Below are 14,990 nucleotides of genomic sequence, written 5' to 3'. Positions count from 1 at the left end.
GGTAGTTAGGCTCACCAGATCTTTCATAACGGTCATAGCCGAGATGATCATCCATTTCTTTTTCAAGCATATCTTGGAGTGTTCCAGATAACAGGTCTTTTAATGCCTCCTGAATGTCATCAGCAGACTGAATATCATACTCTTGAAACAATCCCTGAATGAGATTTCTCTTTCCTTCTGTCATTGGTTTTGGTTTGTAAACTTCTTTTTTTCTGTTTGCCATAATAAAAGGCCTCCTATGATTTTTATATTTTATCATAGAAGACCTTAATGTTGTTTATTTTACAGAGATTTTTTCACAGGCTCGTGGACATCAAAATGTAAAGTCAATAGTTTGTAAAGTCCAGTTACAAACTATTGGCTTTTTTCATTACTGTGTAACAAGTAAATTTACGATAAAGAAATAAGGATAGTCGGCTCTTATTTGTTGCCTGCGGAGCAGATCAACAAATAAATGTTGAAGAATCTGTATAGGAAAACAGAGAAAACAAGAAGCAAATCACTTCTTGTTCTCTCTGCTGTTCAAGATACCGTCAATCGTACCTTGAATGATTTTTAATTCATTATCACTCAATAAATCAAGTGACGAATCTATCTGACGGCGGGCTGTGTTTTTCTCAACATTCTTCGCTGGATAGAAATACTCGTCAACAGATATATTGAACATTGTAACTAAATCATGGAATAACTGAAAGCTAGGGTGTTTTCCGATATTTTCAATATCTGCGATATGACGTTCTCCGTAAAAGACTTTATCGCCTAAATCATTTCTGGAAAGTCCTGCTTTCTCTCTGGCTTCTCTGATTGCCAGTCCTAAAGGACGAAAATCAAAGCTGTGTGTATCTTTCTTTTTTCTCATTTTTAATCACCTGGCATGAGTTTATACTTCATGTTATGTGATTAGAATGTGTTAAAAACTCATATTGTATTCAATTTTAGTTTTTTCGCCATTTCAGTTTTTGCAAAAAGAGAACGAATCTCATCATATATTTCCAAATATGAAACAACAGTGGATCTAGGAGTTTTCCCAATTGGAGCTTGATCAACTCGCAATACTCTTTTAATATTCTTAGTACCTGTAATTATCTTACAATATGCATTATTCTTTGATAATAAACTATTTGACACTACGGTTGTTAAAGTAGTTTTCCCAAAGCATGGGGAGCCGTATCATGCGAAGACCCCGTATGCTCATGCACGCCCATATGCACCGTTTACAGCATAAGCTAGGACGTTCTGTGGCGGCTTTTGGAACTGGAACGGCTGCATACCACGCAGGAAAACAGGCTGGCTCAGACCATAGAAATGCTTCCCACTTCGGCTCTTCCAAACGCACACAGGCAGACCACAGCAGACCAGACGGACAGGCAGCACCGGAAAAAGAATCCGTATGGAAACGGGCTGGCTCTGCGGTAGGTACGGTGGCAGATACCAAAGATAAGATAAGTGATACTGCCGGACAGCTTCGGGAGCAGGCAAAGGATTTGCCCGTCAATGCAAAGTACGCCCTTTACCACGGGAAAACACAGGTATCAGAGGGAGTACGGGATTTTACTTCCAGCGTGACCCAGACCCGAACTGCCAGAGCGGAACAGCGAAACGCACAGGCAGAAAGCCGCAGACATACCATTGCAGAACGCAGGGCGGAACTGGAACAGGCAAAACAGCCGCAACAGAAAGCTTCCGAAGCACCCAAAGGGGCAGCTCCTGTCCATGAACGCCCTGTTACTGCAAAGCAGCCAGAAGATTTCCGACATCATGCAGTAAAACCAGCCATGCAGCCTGCTTCCCTATCCATCAGGGAACGGGGACAGGTTCCTTATGGGGAAACTGTGGCAGAACAGGCTTCGGTTCCGGTGGTAAAAGCTGCTTCCATCCACCATGAACAAACGCCGCCTGTAAGGACAGAACGCCAGATAGTCCCATCTGCTTCCCTATCCCAGCCAAATGAAAGACAAAAGACGGCTCCCACTATCACACAGGCTACTCCCCGTCCGGCAAGACCTGTCCAGAATGATACGGCTCCTGTGATACCGGAAAGAAAACGGGCTGCCCCTGCGGTAAAAGAATCAAACTTTACCATCCGGCGTACCACCGCCAGAAAGGAGTGGACAAAAACGGTAAAAGCGGCTGCCAAACAAAAGAAAGGGGAGAAACCATGAAATTAAGACACCTTTTCTTTGCCTGTTCCGGCGTGTTCGTGATGATGTTCTCCCTGCTCCTTTTGGTGGTGATTGTCTTCTCGGATGAGGAAGACGGAGGAAGCGGCGGAAATCTTATCTTTGGGGGCGTGAGCGTATCACAGGAAGTCCTCGCCCATAAACCTATGCTGGAAAAGTATGCAAGGGAATATGGCATAGAGGAATACTTAAATGTGCTGCTCGCCATCATTCAGGTGGAATCCGGCGGCACACTGGAAGACGTTATGCAGTCCTCGGAATCTCTGGGGCTTCCCCCAAACTCCCTTAGTACAGAGGAATCCATCAAACAGGGCTGCAAATATTTCTCGGAACTGCTCGCAGCGGCAGAAACAAAGGGCTGTGACTTAAACAGTGTGATTCAGTCCTACAACTACGGCGGCGGCTTCCTAGACTATGTGGCAGGGCGTGGGAAAAAATACACTTTTGAACTGGCAGAGAGCTTCGCAAGGGACAAATCCGGCGGAAAGAAAGTCACCTACACCAACCCTATTGCGGTAGAGAAAAACGGAGGCTGGCGGTATTCCTACGGAAATATGTTCTATGTCCTCTTGGTATCGCAATACCTGACCGTGGCACAGTTTGATGATGAAACGGTGCAGGCTATCATGGAGGAAGCCTTAAAGTATGAGGGATGGACGTATGTGTACGGGGGTGATTCTCCCTCCACTTCCTTTGACTGTTCGGGACTGGTGCAGTGGTGCTATGGCAAGGCAGGAATCGCCCTGCCACGGACAGCACAGGAACAGTACAATGTAACGCAGCACATCCCCCTGTCCGAAGCAAAAGCAGGGGATTTGGTCTTTTTCCACTCTACCTACAACGCCGGAACCTACATCACCCATGTGGGACTGTATGTGGGAAATAACCGGATGTACCATGCCGGAAATCCCATTGGTTATGCAGACCTGACAGGCTCCTACTGGCAACAGCACCTTGCCGGAGCCGGACGAATCAAAAAATAAGAAAGGATGAACCGATATGATTCAGATTAGAAAAGAGGAACACCAGAAAAAGCAGAAAGAAAAGAAACTGAAAGTTTACAAAGTCAATACCCACAAAAAAACTGTGATTGCCCTGTGGGTGCTGCTGGCGGTGAGCTTCCTGTTTGCCGTCTATAAGAATTTCACGGCGATAGACATTCATACTGTCCATGAAACCAAAGTAATTGAGGAACAAATCCTCGACACTCACAAGATAGAGAATTTTGTGAAGAATTTCGCAGAAGTCTACTATTCATGGGAACAGTCCGCCGCTTCCATTGATAACCGGACAAATGCTTTAAAAGGCTATCTCACCGGAGAGCTGCAAGCCCTGAATGTAGATACTGTCCGAAAAGACATCCCAGTATCGTCTGCCCTGACTGATTTTCAGATATGGGAAATCACAGAAGAAAAGGAGCAGCATTATCAAGTGACCTATACGGTGGAACAGCATATCACAGAGGGAGAATCCGGTAAAACTGTCCGTTCCGCTTATCAGGTGACCGTCTATGTGGACGGCTCTGGAAACCTGACGATTATCCAGAATCCAACCATTACCAGTGTTCCCGTAAAATCCGGTTACACTCCCAAAGCGGTACAAAGTGACGGTACGGTGGATTCCATCACCACAGAGGAAATCAACGAATTTCTCACCACTTTTTTCAAGCTGTACCCTACGGCAACCGCAAAGGAGCTGACCTATTATGTGAATGAGGGCGTACTGAAACCTGTGGGGAAAGAATACATTTTCTCGGAACTGGTGAATCCAGTTTACAATCGAAACGGAAATCAGGTGACAGCTTCCCTTGCAGTGAAATATCTGGATAACCAGACCATGACAACACAGGTATCGCAGTTTGACCTTGTGCTGGAAAAGAACGGGGAAAACTGGAAGATTGTGAAATAGTTATAGAAAAACGTGCATTTCTCATTTGAGATTTGCACGTTTCTCTTATAAAGTATTTCTTTTTAAAATTTATCATTAGTCTTTATATTTTTGATTAGCTCCCAATAGTAGTGTGTCAATTGCTTCGGATAATTCTTTTCTTACTTTATCAGGATTAGAAAAAGCATATCTTAATTGTAAAGTTGTATAACCATGAAGCATACCTGTTACCATGTTCAAAATTTCAGTGGTCTTATCTGGATTAAAGCCACATGAGCAAATAAGTGTTTTAAGTAAAGATAGATAATCATTAAAAATGATTGCTGTTTCCTCTGTTCCATTCCAACTAGCCCATTGAATTATTTCATAAACACCGGGATGTTCAATCATATAATTAAGATATTCAACTGCCACTAATTTTAATGCTGAATCCCCTGTCTTACCGATTGCTGCACGAATCATTTTTTCATTCATAGTACGCATACCACTATGTGCTATCTCCCTAAGAAGTTCATCCAAACTTCCTATATGATTATATAAGGAGGGGGTACGAATCCCTAAATTTTCAGCAATAGCTTTCAAAGAAACATTATGAAGTCCATTTCTATCAGCCATATCAGAAGCAGTTTTTATAACTTCGGCTTTTGTAACTCGCATATTCATTTTCCTCTTTCTATACATCATTTACTTCATTTTAAGTAATCAAATTAATGAAGTCAATAATTTGGTTAAAAAAAATGAACTCTTGTATTGACAAACAGTCTTATAATATTTAAAATTACTAATGTAATTAGTTTTTATGTTATTCAAATTAGTTTACGAAAGGAAATACAAATATGTGTACAAGATTTGTGTATAATGGAAAAGAAACCATTGTTGGGTTCAATTTTGATATTGACCTTTCTGAATGGGAACATACTGTAATTGCCGAAAAAGACCGTTTTTTTATAGGGATAAAAATGTCCGATAATAAGTACCACTCTTTTCACGGAATCAATAGAAATGGGAATGTTGGCACATTGTTGTATGTACATGGAAATGACAATGCACAATTTTGCAGTAATGAATCATGCTATACAATAGCTGATTTGACAGAAAACTTTATAAAAGGCAATCTCTCTTTTGACGATTCATTGGAAATAGTGAAAAAAAAGAAAATTACTTATGCACCTGACACTACTATGCAGGCTATGTTTTCGGATAGAAATGGGCGTGTTCTCATTATTGAACCGGGGATTGGGTATCGCTTGGAAAAAGAAAAATATTCCTTAATAACAAATTACTCCATTTTAAAACCAGAATTGACTAATCCATATGTTTTATCTGGGGATAACAGATATGAAAAGGCAAAGGATTTACTGCAAGGATATGGAGAAAACTTCTCTATTTCCAACGCCTTTGATGTACTTAGGTCAGTACGTCAGGAAGGACTTTGGGCAACCAGAGTTTCTTTTATATATTCCGTTGCTAAAAATAAGGTATATTATGTGTTGAACAATGATTTCAAAAATATTGCAGAGTATCAATTCTAATATCACTGCAATTATAAACAAAAGTGGAGGATTTACATTTCCCCCACTTCCTTAGATTTGACAATACCATCTGCAACGCTTTCCATAATAACAAGGTCAGCGTCTGTGAAATTGTCTATTTTGTTTTCTAACTGCCTACGTTTGGTGCTTTTCACCTGACTGCTGGCAGGCAAGAAAAACTCATCCACTGATACATTCAGCAGAGATACAAGGTCGTAAAGCACCTGTAAACTTGGGTGCTGCCCTTTATTCTCAATGTTGGTTAAATAGCGTGGGTCAATCTCAATCATTGCTCCCACCTGTTCACGGGTCAAACCCTGTTTTTTACGGGCTTCTTTTATGGCAAGCCCCAACGCCCTGAAATCATATTTATCTTCTTTTTTACGCATAATACACCACCTCCATACATTTTACTGTTCCTGTTATAATAGTGACAGGTATAGAAAAACGTATTGTATAGTTGTACAGTTCCTATTATGCGTATCAAAGATAAAACTATGCTGCTGAAACGGAAATAAAAAAAACCGTTATTTGGCAGTACACTTTTCTTGCGTCAAAATCTCATAAATCTTTCCAGACGACGGTTTGACAAAAGCCGCCGTCTTTCTTTTTTCCAGAATATATGGAGGTTGTATTAAAGTCAGCTTTTTTTAGGCTCCGGCGGCTTACAGGAGGAAGCCGCTATGCAAAATATTTTCTTAAATATATCTACATTCGGTAAACCGTTAAAAAAAGCCATCTACCTACACTAGAAAATTCTGACCCTCAATGTGGTTTTTCAGAATACATAGAAAGAACTATCGAAGCACACAAGCAGAAATATCGTCTGTTTGCGTGCTTTTTTAGTTGGAAGAAAAAGGTTTTAAATTTTTCTTCTCAAAACGCAACTGCACCCCCTGTCCTGTCGGGACTAAGAGCGAAAAGGGGGAAAGAAACAGAAATTCCTATCAACTCGCTCCCTTTCAAGGCTGGAAAGGGGGTGAGCAATAATGAAGCCATCTGAATTTCAGACAACCATAGAGAACCAGTTTGATTATATCTGTAAAGTCGCTATGGAGGATGAACGCAAAGACTATCTCAAAGCGTTGTCCAGACAGTGTAAACGGGAAACCCTGTTCTGTGATATGGACGATTACACCGTCAATCTGTTTTCTTCCGAAGACACCTATCCATCCCACTTCCATACTTTTGAAATGGATGGATTTACTGTCCGCATTGAAAACAGCCTGTTAGCCGAAGCATTAGAAAGTCTGGACGGAAAGAAACGTGACGTTATCCTGCGATATTATTTTCTTGGATTTGACGATACGGAAATCTCAAAAATTCTGGAAGTCAACCGTTCTACCATCCAGAGAAGAAGACACGCCGGACTGGAATTTATCAAAAAATTTATGGAGGACGAAGCATGACAGCAAAGCACCCTATGATTCCGTTTCCTGTGATTGTAAGAGCTACGGACGGCGATATTGAAGCAGTCAACCAGATTGTACGCCATTACAGCGGTTTTATTGCCAGCCGTTCCATGCGTCCCATGAAAGACGAATATGGAAATACCCACATGGTTGTAGATGAAACCCTACGCCGCCGGATGGAAACACGTCTGATTGCAAAGATTTTATCTTTTGAAATCAGGGAACCAAACTAGAAATAACGCTCGCCTGTGGAAGCGTGGACAAACCCATGCTTCCCAGACAGAGCTTGCCAGTCTATTAAAGTGCATTATCACCAGTGCATTTTAACAGGCTGACAAAGCCGGATTGTTCCTTGAAAAAGAAAGCGTCTAATCAACGCAGCATAAAGCAGCCGAATACGTTTCGATAGAAAGAGAGCCGTTGGGCTGGCACGCCGTAACCCACCAAAGGAGGGATGATACCGGATAGCGATTCCTGCCAGCGTTCCATAAGTAGCTTACCGCAGAGCTGCCGCCATGACCTTTCTATTGTGATAATGATACTTCCGTACAGCCTTAGTCCGTGTGATGATGTAGCACCGCTGGCAAAGGGTACGGCTGGATGAGAACCATGCAGGGGTGAGATTCCCATGAGCTTTAGCGAAAGCTGTTCGGCTTGCTTAGATACCATTTTGAATTAGAATTTTTCATTCAAAATCAAATAACTATTTGCAGGAAATACAATCTTAATATTACTTTTGCCACAAAATCTGATATAATATAGACAGATATTGAGGGTTCCATATCTGGTCTATGGAAAGGAGGAACATGATTACAGTAACAAAAAAAGACTTAATAGAACTGGGTTATGGAACTTCATTCGCAGCAGACATCATAAGAGAAGCAAAAAAACTTATGATTTCAAAAGGGCATACCTACTATCAGTCACGCAAACTGGACAGGGTTCCCAGAGAAGCTGTGGAAGAATTGCTAGGGATTACTTTTACTGATAAATCGAACTGATTGTACTTCTTGCACATTTATGTAAGGAGTGAAATCATGGCAAAAGACCCTATTAAGAAAGCAGAAAACGGAACTTATTATTTTAGAGCAAACTTAGGTTTTCATCCGATTACCGGAAAACAGATTCAGAAATACAAAAGTGGATTCAAGACAAAAAAAGAAGCCAGAGAAGCATATTCAAAACTTATGCTGACATCCACAGAAGAATTAACAGAAAAGAAACAGCAGCTATCTTTTCAACAGTTTATTGAGGAAACTTATCTTCCTTGGTATAAAACACAAGTAAAGGAAAGCACCTATCTGAACCGCCGTTCTACCATTCAGAAGCATTTTTCATACTTTTACAAAATGACGGTGGATGAGATAGAACCCATTAACGTCCAGAACTGGCAGCTTGAACTCGCAAAAGAATTTAGTCCAAACTATATCCGTATTGTACAGGGTATGCTCTCTATTGCCTTTGACCGAGCAGTTGTTCTCGGTCTTGCAAAGAAAAATCCATCACGAATGATAGGAAACATCAAGAGCAAGAAAACAAAAGTGGATTTCTGGACACTGGATGAATTTCAAAAGGTAATTTCCCTGCTCTACAAGGGAGATTATTACGAACATTACCTTTTCATTTCATACTGGCTCCTGTTTATGACCGGAATGAGAATCGGAGAAGCCGCAGCCCTGCAATGGTCGGACATCAACTTTGAAACTGGACTTTTAAGTATAACAAAAACGCTGTACTATAAAACAATGGACGAATACAAATTTGTGGAGCCAAAGACACAAGCCAGTATTCGCACTATCTATATTGACACAGATACCATCAAAGAATTGAAAGCATGGCAGGAAGTACAGCAAAAGGTTTTAAAGGGCTGCGACCTTGTACTAAGCTACAATGGGATTCCCACCAGTAAGCACACCCTCCCACGGGCATTAGAAAAACTTGCTGGATTGGCAGGCGTACACCGTATCAAAATTCATGCACTCAGACATTCCCATGCTTCCCTGCTCATCAGTATGGGTGAAAATCCTTTATTGATTAAAGAACGTCTGGGGCATGAAAAGATACAGACTACGTTAGGAACCTATGGACATTTATATCCCAACACCAACGTGGAAGTTGCCAAAAAATTAACTGGTGTTCTCACTTATACTCCGGCAACAACCAGTGTTGCCGATTACACCAGCAATCAGCATACAGCAATCTATCACAGAGCAGTTGAATAAAAAAATGCAATCAAAATGCAATTCTAAAAGGAAAGAGCCTCAAAACCCTTGAAAATAAAGGCTTTGAAGCTCTGCTCCTGTTCCGGGGCACACCACATTATCCTCAAAGGGCAAAATCCAGTATCCTCACTATCCTCACATCCCACAGCAAAACCACACAGCCAAACCCTCCGGCACTGCAAAACCCTCCGGCACTGCAGCGCAATTCCACAGCACATTCCGCAGTGGTAATCCTGACAACCCAACTTCTATCGCGTCCCATATAACAGTATCATCTTACACAGCAGCACTATCGCAATGTCACTTTCGCAGCATCATCCAAAGCATCCCACACACCCTGCAACACCAGGAAATATCAACGTTTCGCAGTGTTACCCATGCCCTTGTAGTTTCGCAGCAAACTCTCGCAGTGGTATTGCCATTGCCGATATCACGTTGCTGTTTACGCTCTGTTTTATACAAGTCCGAATCCCTATGTGAACGGGGCAGCGATGGTGAAAAAGAACAGCAACAGAGGTACGCTGCAGTACTGATCTCTGTTGCTGATAGGATAATTATTTTTGCCTTTTACAGGATAATGAGGTGTGCCCTGTGATAGCTCCAACTATTCAAACTCGATCGTTCCAGGTGGCTTACTCGTCAGATCATAGAATACTCTATTGACTCCTTTCACCTCGTTTATAATTCGGTTCATGACTTTATTCAATACTTCGTATGGAATTTCTGCCGCCTCGGCTGTCATGAAATCGATTGTCTTTACAGCTCTGAGGGCTACTGCATAATCATATGTTCTGAAATCTCCCATAACTCCTACACTTCGCATATTTGTAAGTGCTGCAAAGTACTGGTTAATATCACGATTAAGTCCAGCTTTTGCAATCTCTTCTCTGTAGATTGCATCAGCATCCTGAACAATTCTTACTTTCTCAGCTGTTACTTCTCCGATAATTCGGATTCCAAGTCCCGGTCCTGGGAATGGCTGACGAAATACCAGGTTTTCTGGAATTCCAAGTTCAAGCCCAGCTTTTCTTACCTCGTCCTTAAACAGGTCGCGGAGCGGCTCAATGATTTCTTTGAAATCAACGTAGTCCGGAAGCCCTCCTACGTTATGATGAGATTTAATAACTGCGGATTCTCCGCCAAGTCCACTCTCTACAACATCCGGATATATCGTTCCCTGTGCCAGGAAATCTACTGCACCGATTTTCTTTGCTTCTTCCTCAAAGATACGGATAAATTCTTCACCGATAATCTTACGTTTTGCTTCAGGCTCTGTAACTCCTGCCAGTTTATCATAATATCTCTGCTGTGCATTGACACGGATAAAGTTCAGATCAAACTGACCATTCGGTCCGAATACTCCTTCAACTTCATCTCCTTCATCTTTACGCAGAAGACCATGATCTACAAATACGCACGTCAACTGCTTTCCGATTGCTCTGGATAACAGACCTGCTGCAACAGAAGAATCGACTCCTCCGGATAATGCCAAAAGCACTTTTCCATTCCCGACTTTCTCACGGATTTCTTTAATCGTATTCTCTACGAATGCATCCATCTTCCAGTCTCCGGCGCATCCACAGACACCAAGAACGAAGTTTGAAAGCATCTTTGTTCCTTCTGCTGTATGAAGTACCTCTGGGTGGAACTGAATCGCATACAGATTCTTATCTGCATTCTCTGCTGTTGCTACCGGGCAGTCTGCTGTGTGTGCAGAAATTTCAAATCCCGGTGCTATCTGAGAAATATAATCCGTATGGCTCATCCAGCAAATAGTCTTCTCGGATACATCTTTGAACAACTTAGATTCTGTCTTATCAACCAGAACCTCTGTTTTACCATATTCGCTGACCTCTGCCTTCTCGACTTTTCCACCAAGCACGTGCATCATGAGCTGTGCACCATAGCAAAGTCCAAGTACCGGAATTCCCATCTCAAATAATTCTTTTGAACAGGTCGGTGCTCCTTCTTCATAGCAACTGTTCGGTCCGCCAGTTAAAATGATTCCCTTAGGATTCATTTCTTTTATCTTCTCAAGATTTGTCTTATAAGAATAGATTTCGCAGTACACATTGCATTCTCTGACACGTCTTGCAACTAACTGATTGTACTGTCCGCCAAAATCAATGACAATTACTAATTCTCTCTTCACAAGATTTTCCTCCTAAATTAAATACGCTAATTTTATTATAATGTACGTCTGTCACCTTGACAAGCAACTTTCTAGCATTCTCTATGTATTCCCACATTTTTTCTGAAATTCTCTTTTAAATTCTCTAGAATTTTTCCACATTTTATAAATAATGACTCTGCTTCTACCGAATTTTTTCTTACCTGAATGGCATATAGCAATATCTAACTTACCAGTGCATGCTTTTTCCACTTTCCGCTAAAATAACGGATTCCAAATAACAGTGAACGGAATGCCCAATCGATAATCATAGCCACCCAGACTCCAAAAACTCCAAGCCCAAGATTTTTCCCGAGAATATAACTGGCTCCTACTCGAAAAATCCACATAGATACTGTAGAAATAATCATACATGCCTTTGCATCACCGCAAGCTCTGAATGTTGCCGGCAATGTAAATGATTCAGCCCAAATCAATATTGCACAAAAGCCATGGAACCAGATAATGTGTCTCGTAGCCTCAGATGCAGCTTCTGAAAGATTGTACACTTTTAAAATAAATGGCAATGTGATAAATACAATAAAAATTGTGATTGCCATTCCTATGTGCGTAAGCAGAATTAGTTTTTTATTGTAATATTTTGCCTGTTCATAATCTCCTGCCCCAACACACCTCGCAATTACAGTAGTTACTGCCAAACAGATTGCCTGTCCCGGCAAAATGGAAAATAACGTAATGACATTGCTAACTGCATTTGCTGCAATCGCATAAGTTCCGAATGTGGATACCAGGCTCAGCACCAGAACTTTTCCAAGCTGGAACATACTATTTTCAAGTCCATTAGGAATTCCCACGCTCAATATTTTCCTGATCATGCTCCAATCCGGATTGAAACGAAATGTTCGTTCCAGATGTAACGACCATTTATCCTTTAATAATAGTTTTATTATGATAAATGCTGCTACAAATCTGGACACTAGCGTTGGAATCGCAACACCTTCTGTTCCGCAATGAAACCCGTAAATTAAGATTGCATTTCCACTTACATTGATTGCATTCATAAGCAATGACACCCTCATGGACACTTCCGAATTTCCCATTGCCCGAAATACTGCTGCCCCACCATTGTACAATGCGATAAATGGAATAGATGCTGTCACGATCAGAAGATAAACATCTGCATGATGCATAACATCTGCCTCAATCTGTCCGAACACCCCATGCAAAATCCAATATTTGCACGCATATACAAATGCTGTAATGACAAGGGAAATAAATCCCATAGACCACATGAGCTGCATCGTAGACTTACATGCCTGTTCTTTATTTTTCTGTCCAAGGTACTGTCCTGCAACAACAGCACCTCCTGTTGCCAACGCTGCAAATATATTAATCAGAAGTACCATAATCTGGTCTACCAATGAAACTCCAGACACCGCTGCTTCACCAACATTTGCGACCATAATGGAATCTGCCATTCCAACCAGCACTGTTAAAAGCTGCTCAATAATTAATGGTACAATTAAAGACACCAGAGCCTGATTATCAAACAGATAATGACTCCGGTCAATATTACATTTTTTCATAATTCAAAAAACTCCTCACCGCACCTATTATACGACGAGAAGTTTTTCCCCACAAGATTAATTTTCTTTTGATCTTCTATAATTAGATCTTCATTCATAAATATCCTGATGACTGCTTATGCTGCAAAGTACTCTGAAATTTCATCAAACAGATCCTGGCAGTTTTCATCGTAAACTTTTAACTCAATTTCTTTGTTGAGTCCCAGATTCATCAGACCTAAAAGTGACTTTGCATCTACAACGGCGCGTCCGCTTTCCAGATCCATATCGTAAGGGTACTTTTCAACTGTTCTAACAAAATTCAGAACGTCTTCAGGGCTCGAAAATATGATTGTTCTCTGACTCATAATGTCATACCTCCTTTGCTGTGCTAAATGTTAGCACAATCGGAGACGGAAAAAAAGAGACAAATACGCCAAAATATTAGCTTTCAAAATCCCTTTGTATGCACAAATCTGATATTTTTAACAGTATCTTAACACCGCTTAATGCTGTCTTAGCATATGTTGATGAAGATACTTCTCTTTCGTAGCAAGTCCACCACGGATATGCCTTTCCGACTTATTCTGATCCAACACCTTCCTTGCCTCCCCCGCCAGTGCCGGATTGATCTGCAGCAGACGCTCCGTGACGTCCTTATGTATCGTGCTCTTGCTCATTCCGAATTTCTTCGCAGTCTGCCGGACAGTCGCTTTATTTTCAATAATATAATATGCGATTTCCACCGCCCGCTCTTCAATATAATCCTTCATAGAAAACCCCTGCATAGTTTGTTTTTTTACAATCTATGCAGGGATGTGGTGATGTATGTCTGCTTCACCCTTTCCTAGAAAAATACGCCTTTCACAAATATCTCGATTCCGATACCAGTCAGAATCACTCCACCTAAGACATCTGCTTTTCCGGCCAGCTTTGTTCCTAATGTCTTTCCAAGATATAAGCCTGTCTCACATATCGCAAATGTCACAACTGCAATGATAATGGAACAGACCAGCGCCATAACAAATCCATAATCTGCAATAGTAAATCCTACAGATAATGCATCAATGGATGTTGCAATTCCCTGCAGCATCAATACTGCGAAACTTAATTTTTTTACTTCTTCAATTTCTTCTTCGCCTTTTACTGATTCCCATATCATGCTTCCGCCAATATAAAGCAATAGTATTAATGCGATCCAAGGGATACATTTCTGAAACTGACCAAATAGCTGCACAATTGTATGTACGCAAATCCAACCCCCCATAGGCATCAGAAACTGAAAAAATGCATACACTCCTGCAATATAGGCCATACGAGATTTCTTCATCTTTTTTTCATTCATTCCATTCGCAAGTGACACAGAAAATGCATCCATTGCCAACCCAACTCCCAAAAGAGCGCTGTTCATAAAAAACAAAAAATTCCAGTTCATCGTTCATTTCCTCCTATATAAAAACCAGGTACAGCTGTCTGCCATACCTGGTCAATACTTCCATATAAAGAGAGTCCACGTATAAGCTTTACAGCCATACGTGAGTCTCACAAATTAAAACAAGCCAGATCTAAAAGATCAGTATGTTGACTTGTTGCGTTCAGAATCCGTTTTCATCTGATATACGCCTGCTACTCCCTCACAAATCATAATCTTTTACAAGGAGATACGATAACATAATTGATAATTTTTGTCAATAAGCGTGTCGTTTATTGACAGAATTTATGTAACAGTTCAGCCTTCGGCTGAACTAAAATATAAAAAACAGAGAAATTTTATTTTTTGGAGGAAGAACTTATCCACAGTTTCTTCCTCATTTTTTTGAATATCCTTTATCTAACAGAACTATTAATTACATTTTGATTAAAATACTTTATTAGGAATAAATTTGGGCTATTTTTTGTGGACAACTATTCTTGATAAGTTGCTAAAATCAATTTTTATCCACCGTCATTTTGACGACAACGTTTTATAATAAATTTTTCTTTTTATTCGATTTCTGTTAAACTACTTTTATCGGAAATCGAAAGAAAAGGGGGAGAATCTTATGGGACGAAAAAGCAATT

Annotated in this window: 16 protein-coding genes and 1 pseudogene; 8 read left to right on the top strand and 9 right to left on the bottom strand. The window is 40.8% G+C overall.

Annotated features, from left to right (window positions below):
* Together G593_RS0117365 and G593_RS0117360 are read right to left on the bottom strand one after the other, a co-directional pair.
* The coding region (locus G593_RS0117365; protein ID WP_029732495.1) for a transposase at window positions 1-223 on the bottom strand (223 nt) is incomplete at its 3' end.
* A gap of 276 nt (window positions 224-499) precedes the next feature.
* Window positions 500-859: a helix-turn-helix transcriptional regulator gene (locus G593_RS0117360; protein WP_005342894.1), complete on the bottom strand. Its 360-nt coding sequence runs from the start codon at window positions 857-859 to the stop codon at window positions 500-502.
* 289 nt (window positions 860-1,148) lie between these two features.
* Here G593_RS0117360 and G593_RS0117355 point away from each other — a divergent pair.
* The 3 genes and pseudogenes from G593_RS0117355 to G593_RS0117345 all read left to right on the top strand — a co-directional run.
* A pseudogene (locus tag G593_RS0117355) lies at window positions 1,149-2,162 on the top strand (YtxH domain-containing protein); the annotation flags it as partial.
* Window positions 2,159-3,163 carry a bifunctional lytic transglycosylase/C40 family peptidase gene (locus G593_RS0117350; RefSeq protein ID WP_009009562.1) on the top strand — a complete coding sequence of 335 codons (1,005 nt, stop codon included), beginning with the start codon at window positions 2,159-2,161 and terminating at the stop codon, window positions 3,161-3,163. The pseudogene G593_RS0117355 and the gene G593_RS0117350, both read left to right, overlap by 4 nt.
* Window positions 3,164-3,179: 16 nt before the next feature.
* Window positions 3,180-4,088, top strand: a complete 909-nt coding sequence (locus G593_RS0117345) for a conjugal transfer protein (protein ID WP_029732493.1) — start codon at window positions 3,180-3,182, stop codon at window positions 4,086-4,088.
* A gap of 75 nt (window positions 4,089-4,163) precedes the next feature.
* Here the strand turns inward: G593_RS0117345 and G593_RS0117340 are convergent, their stop codons facing one another.
* Window positions 4,164-4,724 (bottom strand): TetR/AcrR family transcriptional regulator, encoded by a 561-nt coding sequence (locus G593_RS0117340; RefSeq protein ID WP_020994406.1) that lies wholly within the window; start codon window positions 4,722-4,724, stop codon window positions 4,164-4,166.
* 179 nt (window positions 4,725-4,903) lie between these two features.
* Between G593_RS0117340 and G593_RS0117335 the strand changes: the two genes are divergently transcribed.
* On the top strand, window positions 4,904-5,599 hold the full coding sequence (locus G593_RS0117335) for a transposase (protein WP_011861910.1): 696 nt from the start codon (window positions 4,904-4,906) through the stop codon (window positions 5,597-5,599).
* Between the two features lie 32 nt (window positions 5,600-5,631).
* On the opposite strand, the gene G593_RS0117330 is transcribed toward G593_RS0117335, so the two are convergent.
* The gene (locus G593_RS0117330; protein ID WP_009009558.1) at window positions 5,632-5,988 is read right to left on the bottom strand and encodes a helix-turn-helix domain-containing protein; all 357 of its coding nucleotides are present in this window, start codon (window positions 5,986-5,988) and stop codon (window positions 5,632-5,634) included.
* 597 nt (window positions 5,989-6,585) lie between these two features.
* Between G593_RS0117330 and G593_RS0117325 the strand changes: the two genes are divergently transcribed.
* The 4 genes from G593_RS0117325 (at window position 6,586) to G593_RS0117305 (ending at window position 9,233) form a co-directional block, all read left to right on the top strand.
* A complete protein-coding gene (locus G593_RS0117325; protein WP_009009557.1) occupies window positions 6,586-7,008 on the top strand; it encodes an RNA polymerase sigma factor in 423 nt (140 codons plus the stop codon).
* Complete coding sequence (locus G593_RS0117320) at window positions 7,005-7,244, top strand: helix-turn-helix domain-containing protein (protein ID WP_009009556.1); 240 nt, start codon at window positions 7,005-7,007, stop codon at window positions 7,242-7,244. The genes G593_RS0117325 and G593_RS0117320 overlap by 4 nt, the downstream gene beginning before the upstream one ends.
* A 573-nt stretch (window positions 7,245-7,817) precedes the next feature.
* Window positions 7,818-8,012 carry a DUF3173 domain-containing protein gene (locus G593_RS0117310; protein WP_011861908.1) on the top strand — a complete coding sequence of 65 codons (195 nt, stop codon included), beginning with the start codon at window positions 7,818-7,820 and terminating at the stop codon, window positions 8,010-8,012.
* A 36-nt stretch (window positions 8,013-8,048) separates the two neighbouring features.
* Entirely contained in the window at window positions 8,049-9,233 is a 1,185-nt protein-coding gene (locus tag G593_RS0117305) for a site-specific integrase (protein ID WP_029732491.1), read from the top strand.
* 604 nt (window positions 9,234-9,837) lie between these two features.
* Here G593_RS0117305 and guaA read toward each other — a convergent pair.
* The 5 genes from guaA to G593_RS0117280 form a co-directional block, all read right to left on the bottom strand.
* Complete coding sequence (gene guaA / locus G593_RS0117300) at window positions 9,838-11,385, bottom strand: glutamine-hydrolyzing GMP synthase (protein WP_029732490.1); 1,548 nt, start codon at window positions 11,383-11,385, stop codon at window positions 9,838-9,840.
* Window positions 11,386-11,588: 203 nt separating this feature from the next.
* Window positions 11,589-12,950, bottom strand: coding sequence for an MATE family efflux transporter (locus tag G593_RS0117295; RefSeq protein ID WP_005342211.1), 1,362 nt, complete (start codon window positions 12,948-12,950; stop codon window positions 11,589-11,591).
* A gap of 116 nt (window positions 12,951-13,066) precedes the next feature.
* On the bottom strand, window positions 13,067-13,297 hold the full coding sequence (locus tag G593_RS0117290) for an HPr family phosphocarrier protein (protein ID WP_005333338.1): 231 nt from the start codon (window positions 13,295-13,297) through the stop codon (window positions 13,067-13,069).
* Window positions 13,298-13,435: 138 nt separating this feature from the next.
* Window positions 13,436-13,702, bottom strand: coding sequence for a sporulation transcriptional regulator SpoIIID (gene spoIIID / locus G593_RS0117285; RefSeq protein ID WP_005333337.1), 267 nt, complete (start codon window positions 13,700-13,702; stop codon window positions 13,436-13,438).
* A gap of 74 nt (window positions 13,703-13,776) precedes the next feature.
* Window positions 13,777-14,364 (bottom strand): manganese efflux pump MntP, encoded by a 588-nt coding sequence (locus tag G593_RS0117280; RefSeq protein ID WP_005343011.1) that lies wholly within the window; start codon window positions 14,362-14,364, stop codon window positions 13,777-13,779.
* Window positions 14,365-14,990: the final 626 nt, after the last annotated feature.

This window comes from Dorea sp. AGR2135, from assembly GCF_000420885.1.
GTDB classification, from domain to species: domain Bacteria; phylum Bacillota; class Clostridia; order Lachnospirales; family Lachnospiraceae; genus Dorea; species Dorea formicigenerans.
Note: the sequence above shows the minus strand (reverse complement) of the source record. Positions and strands in the feature narration are given on the sequence as shown.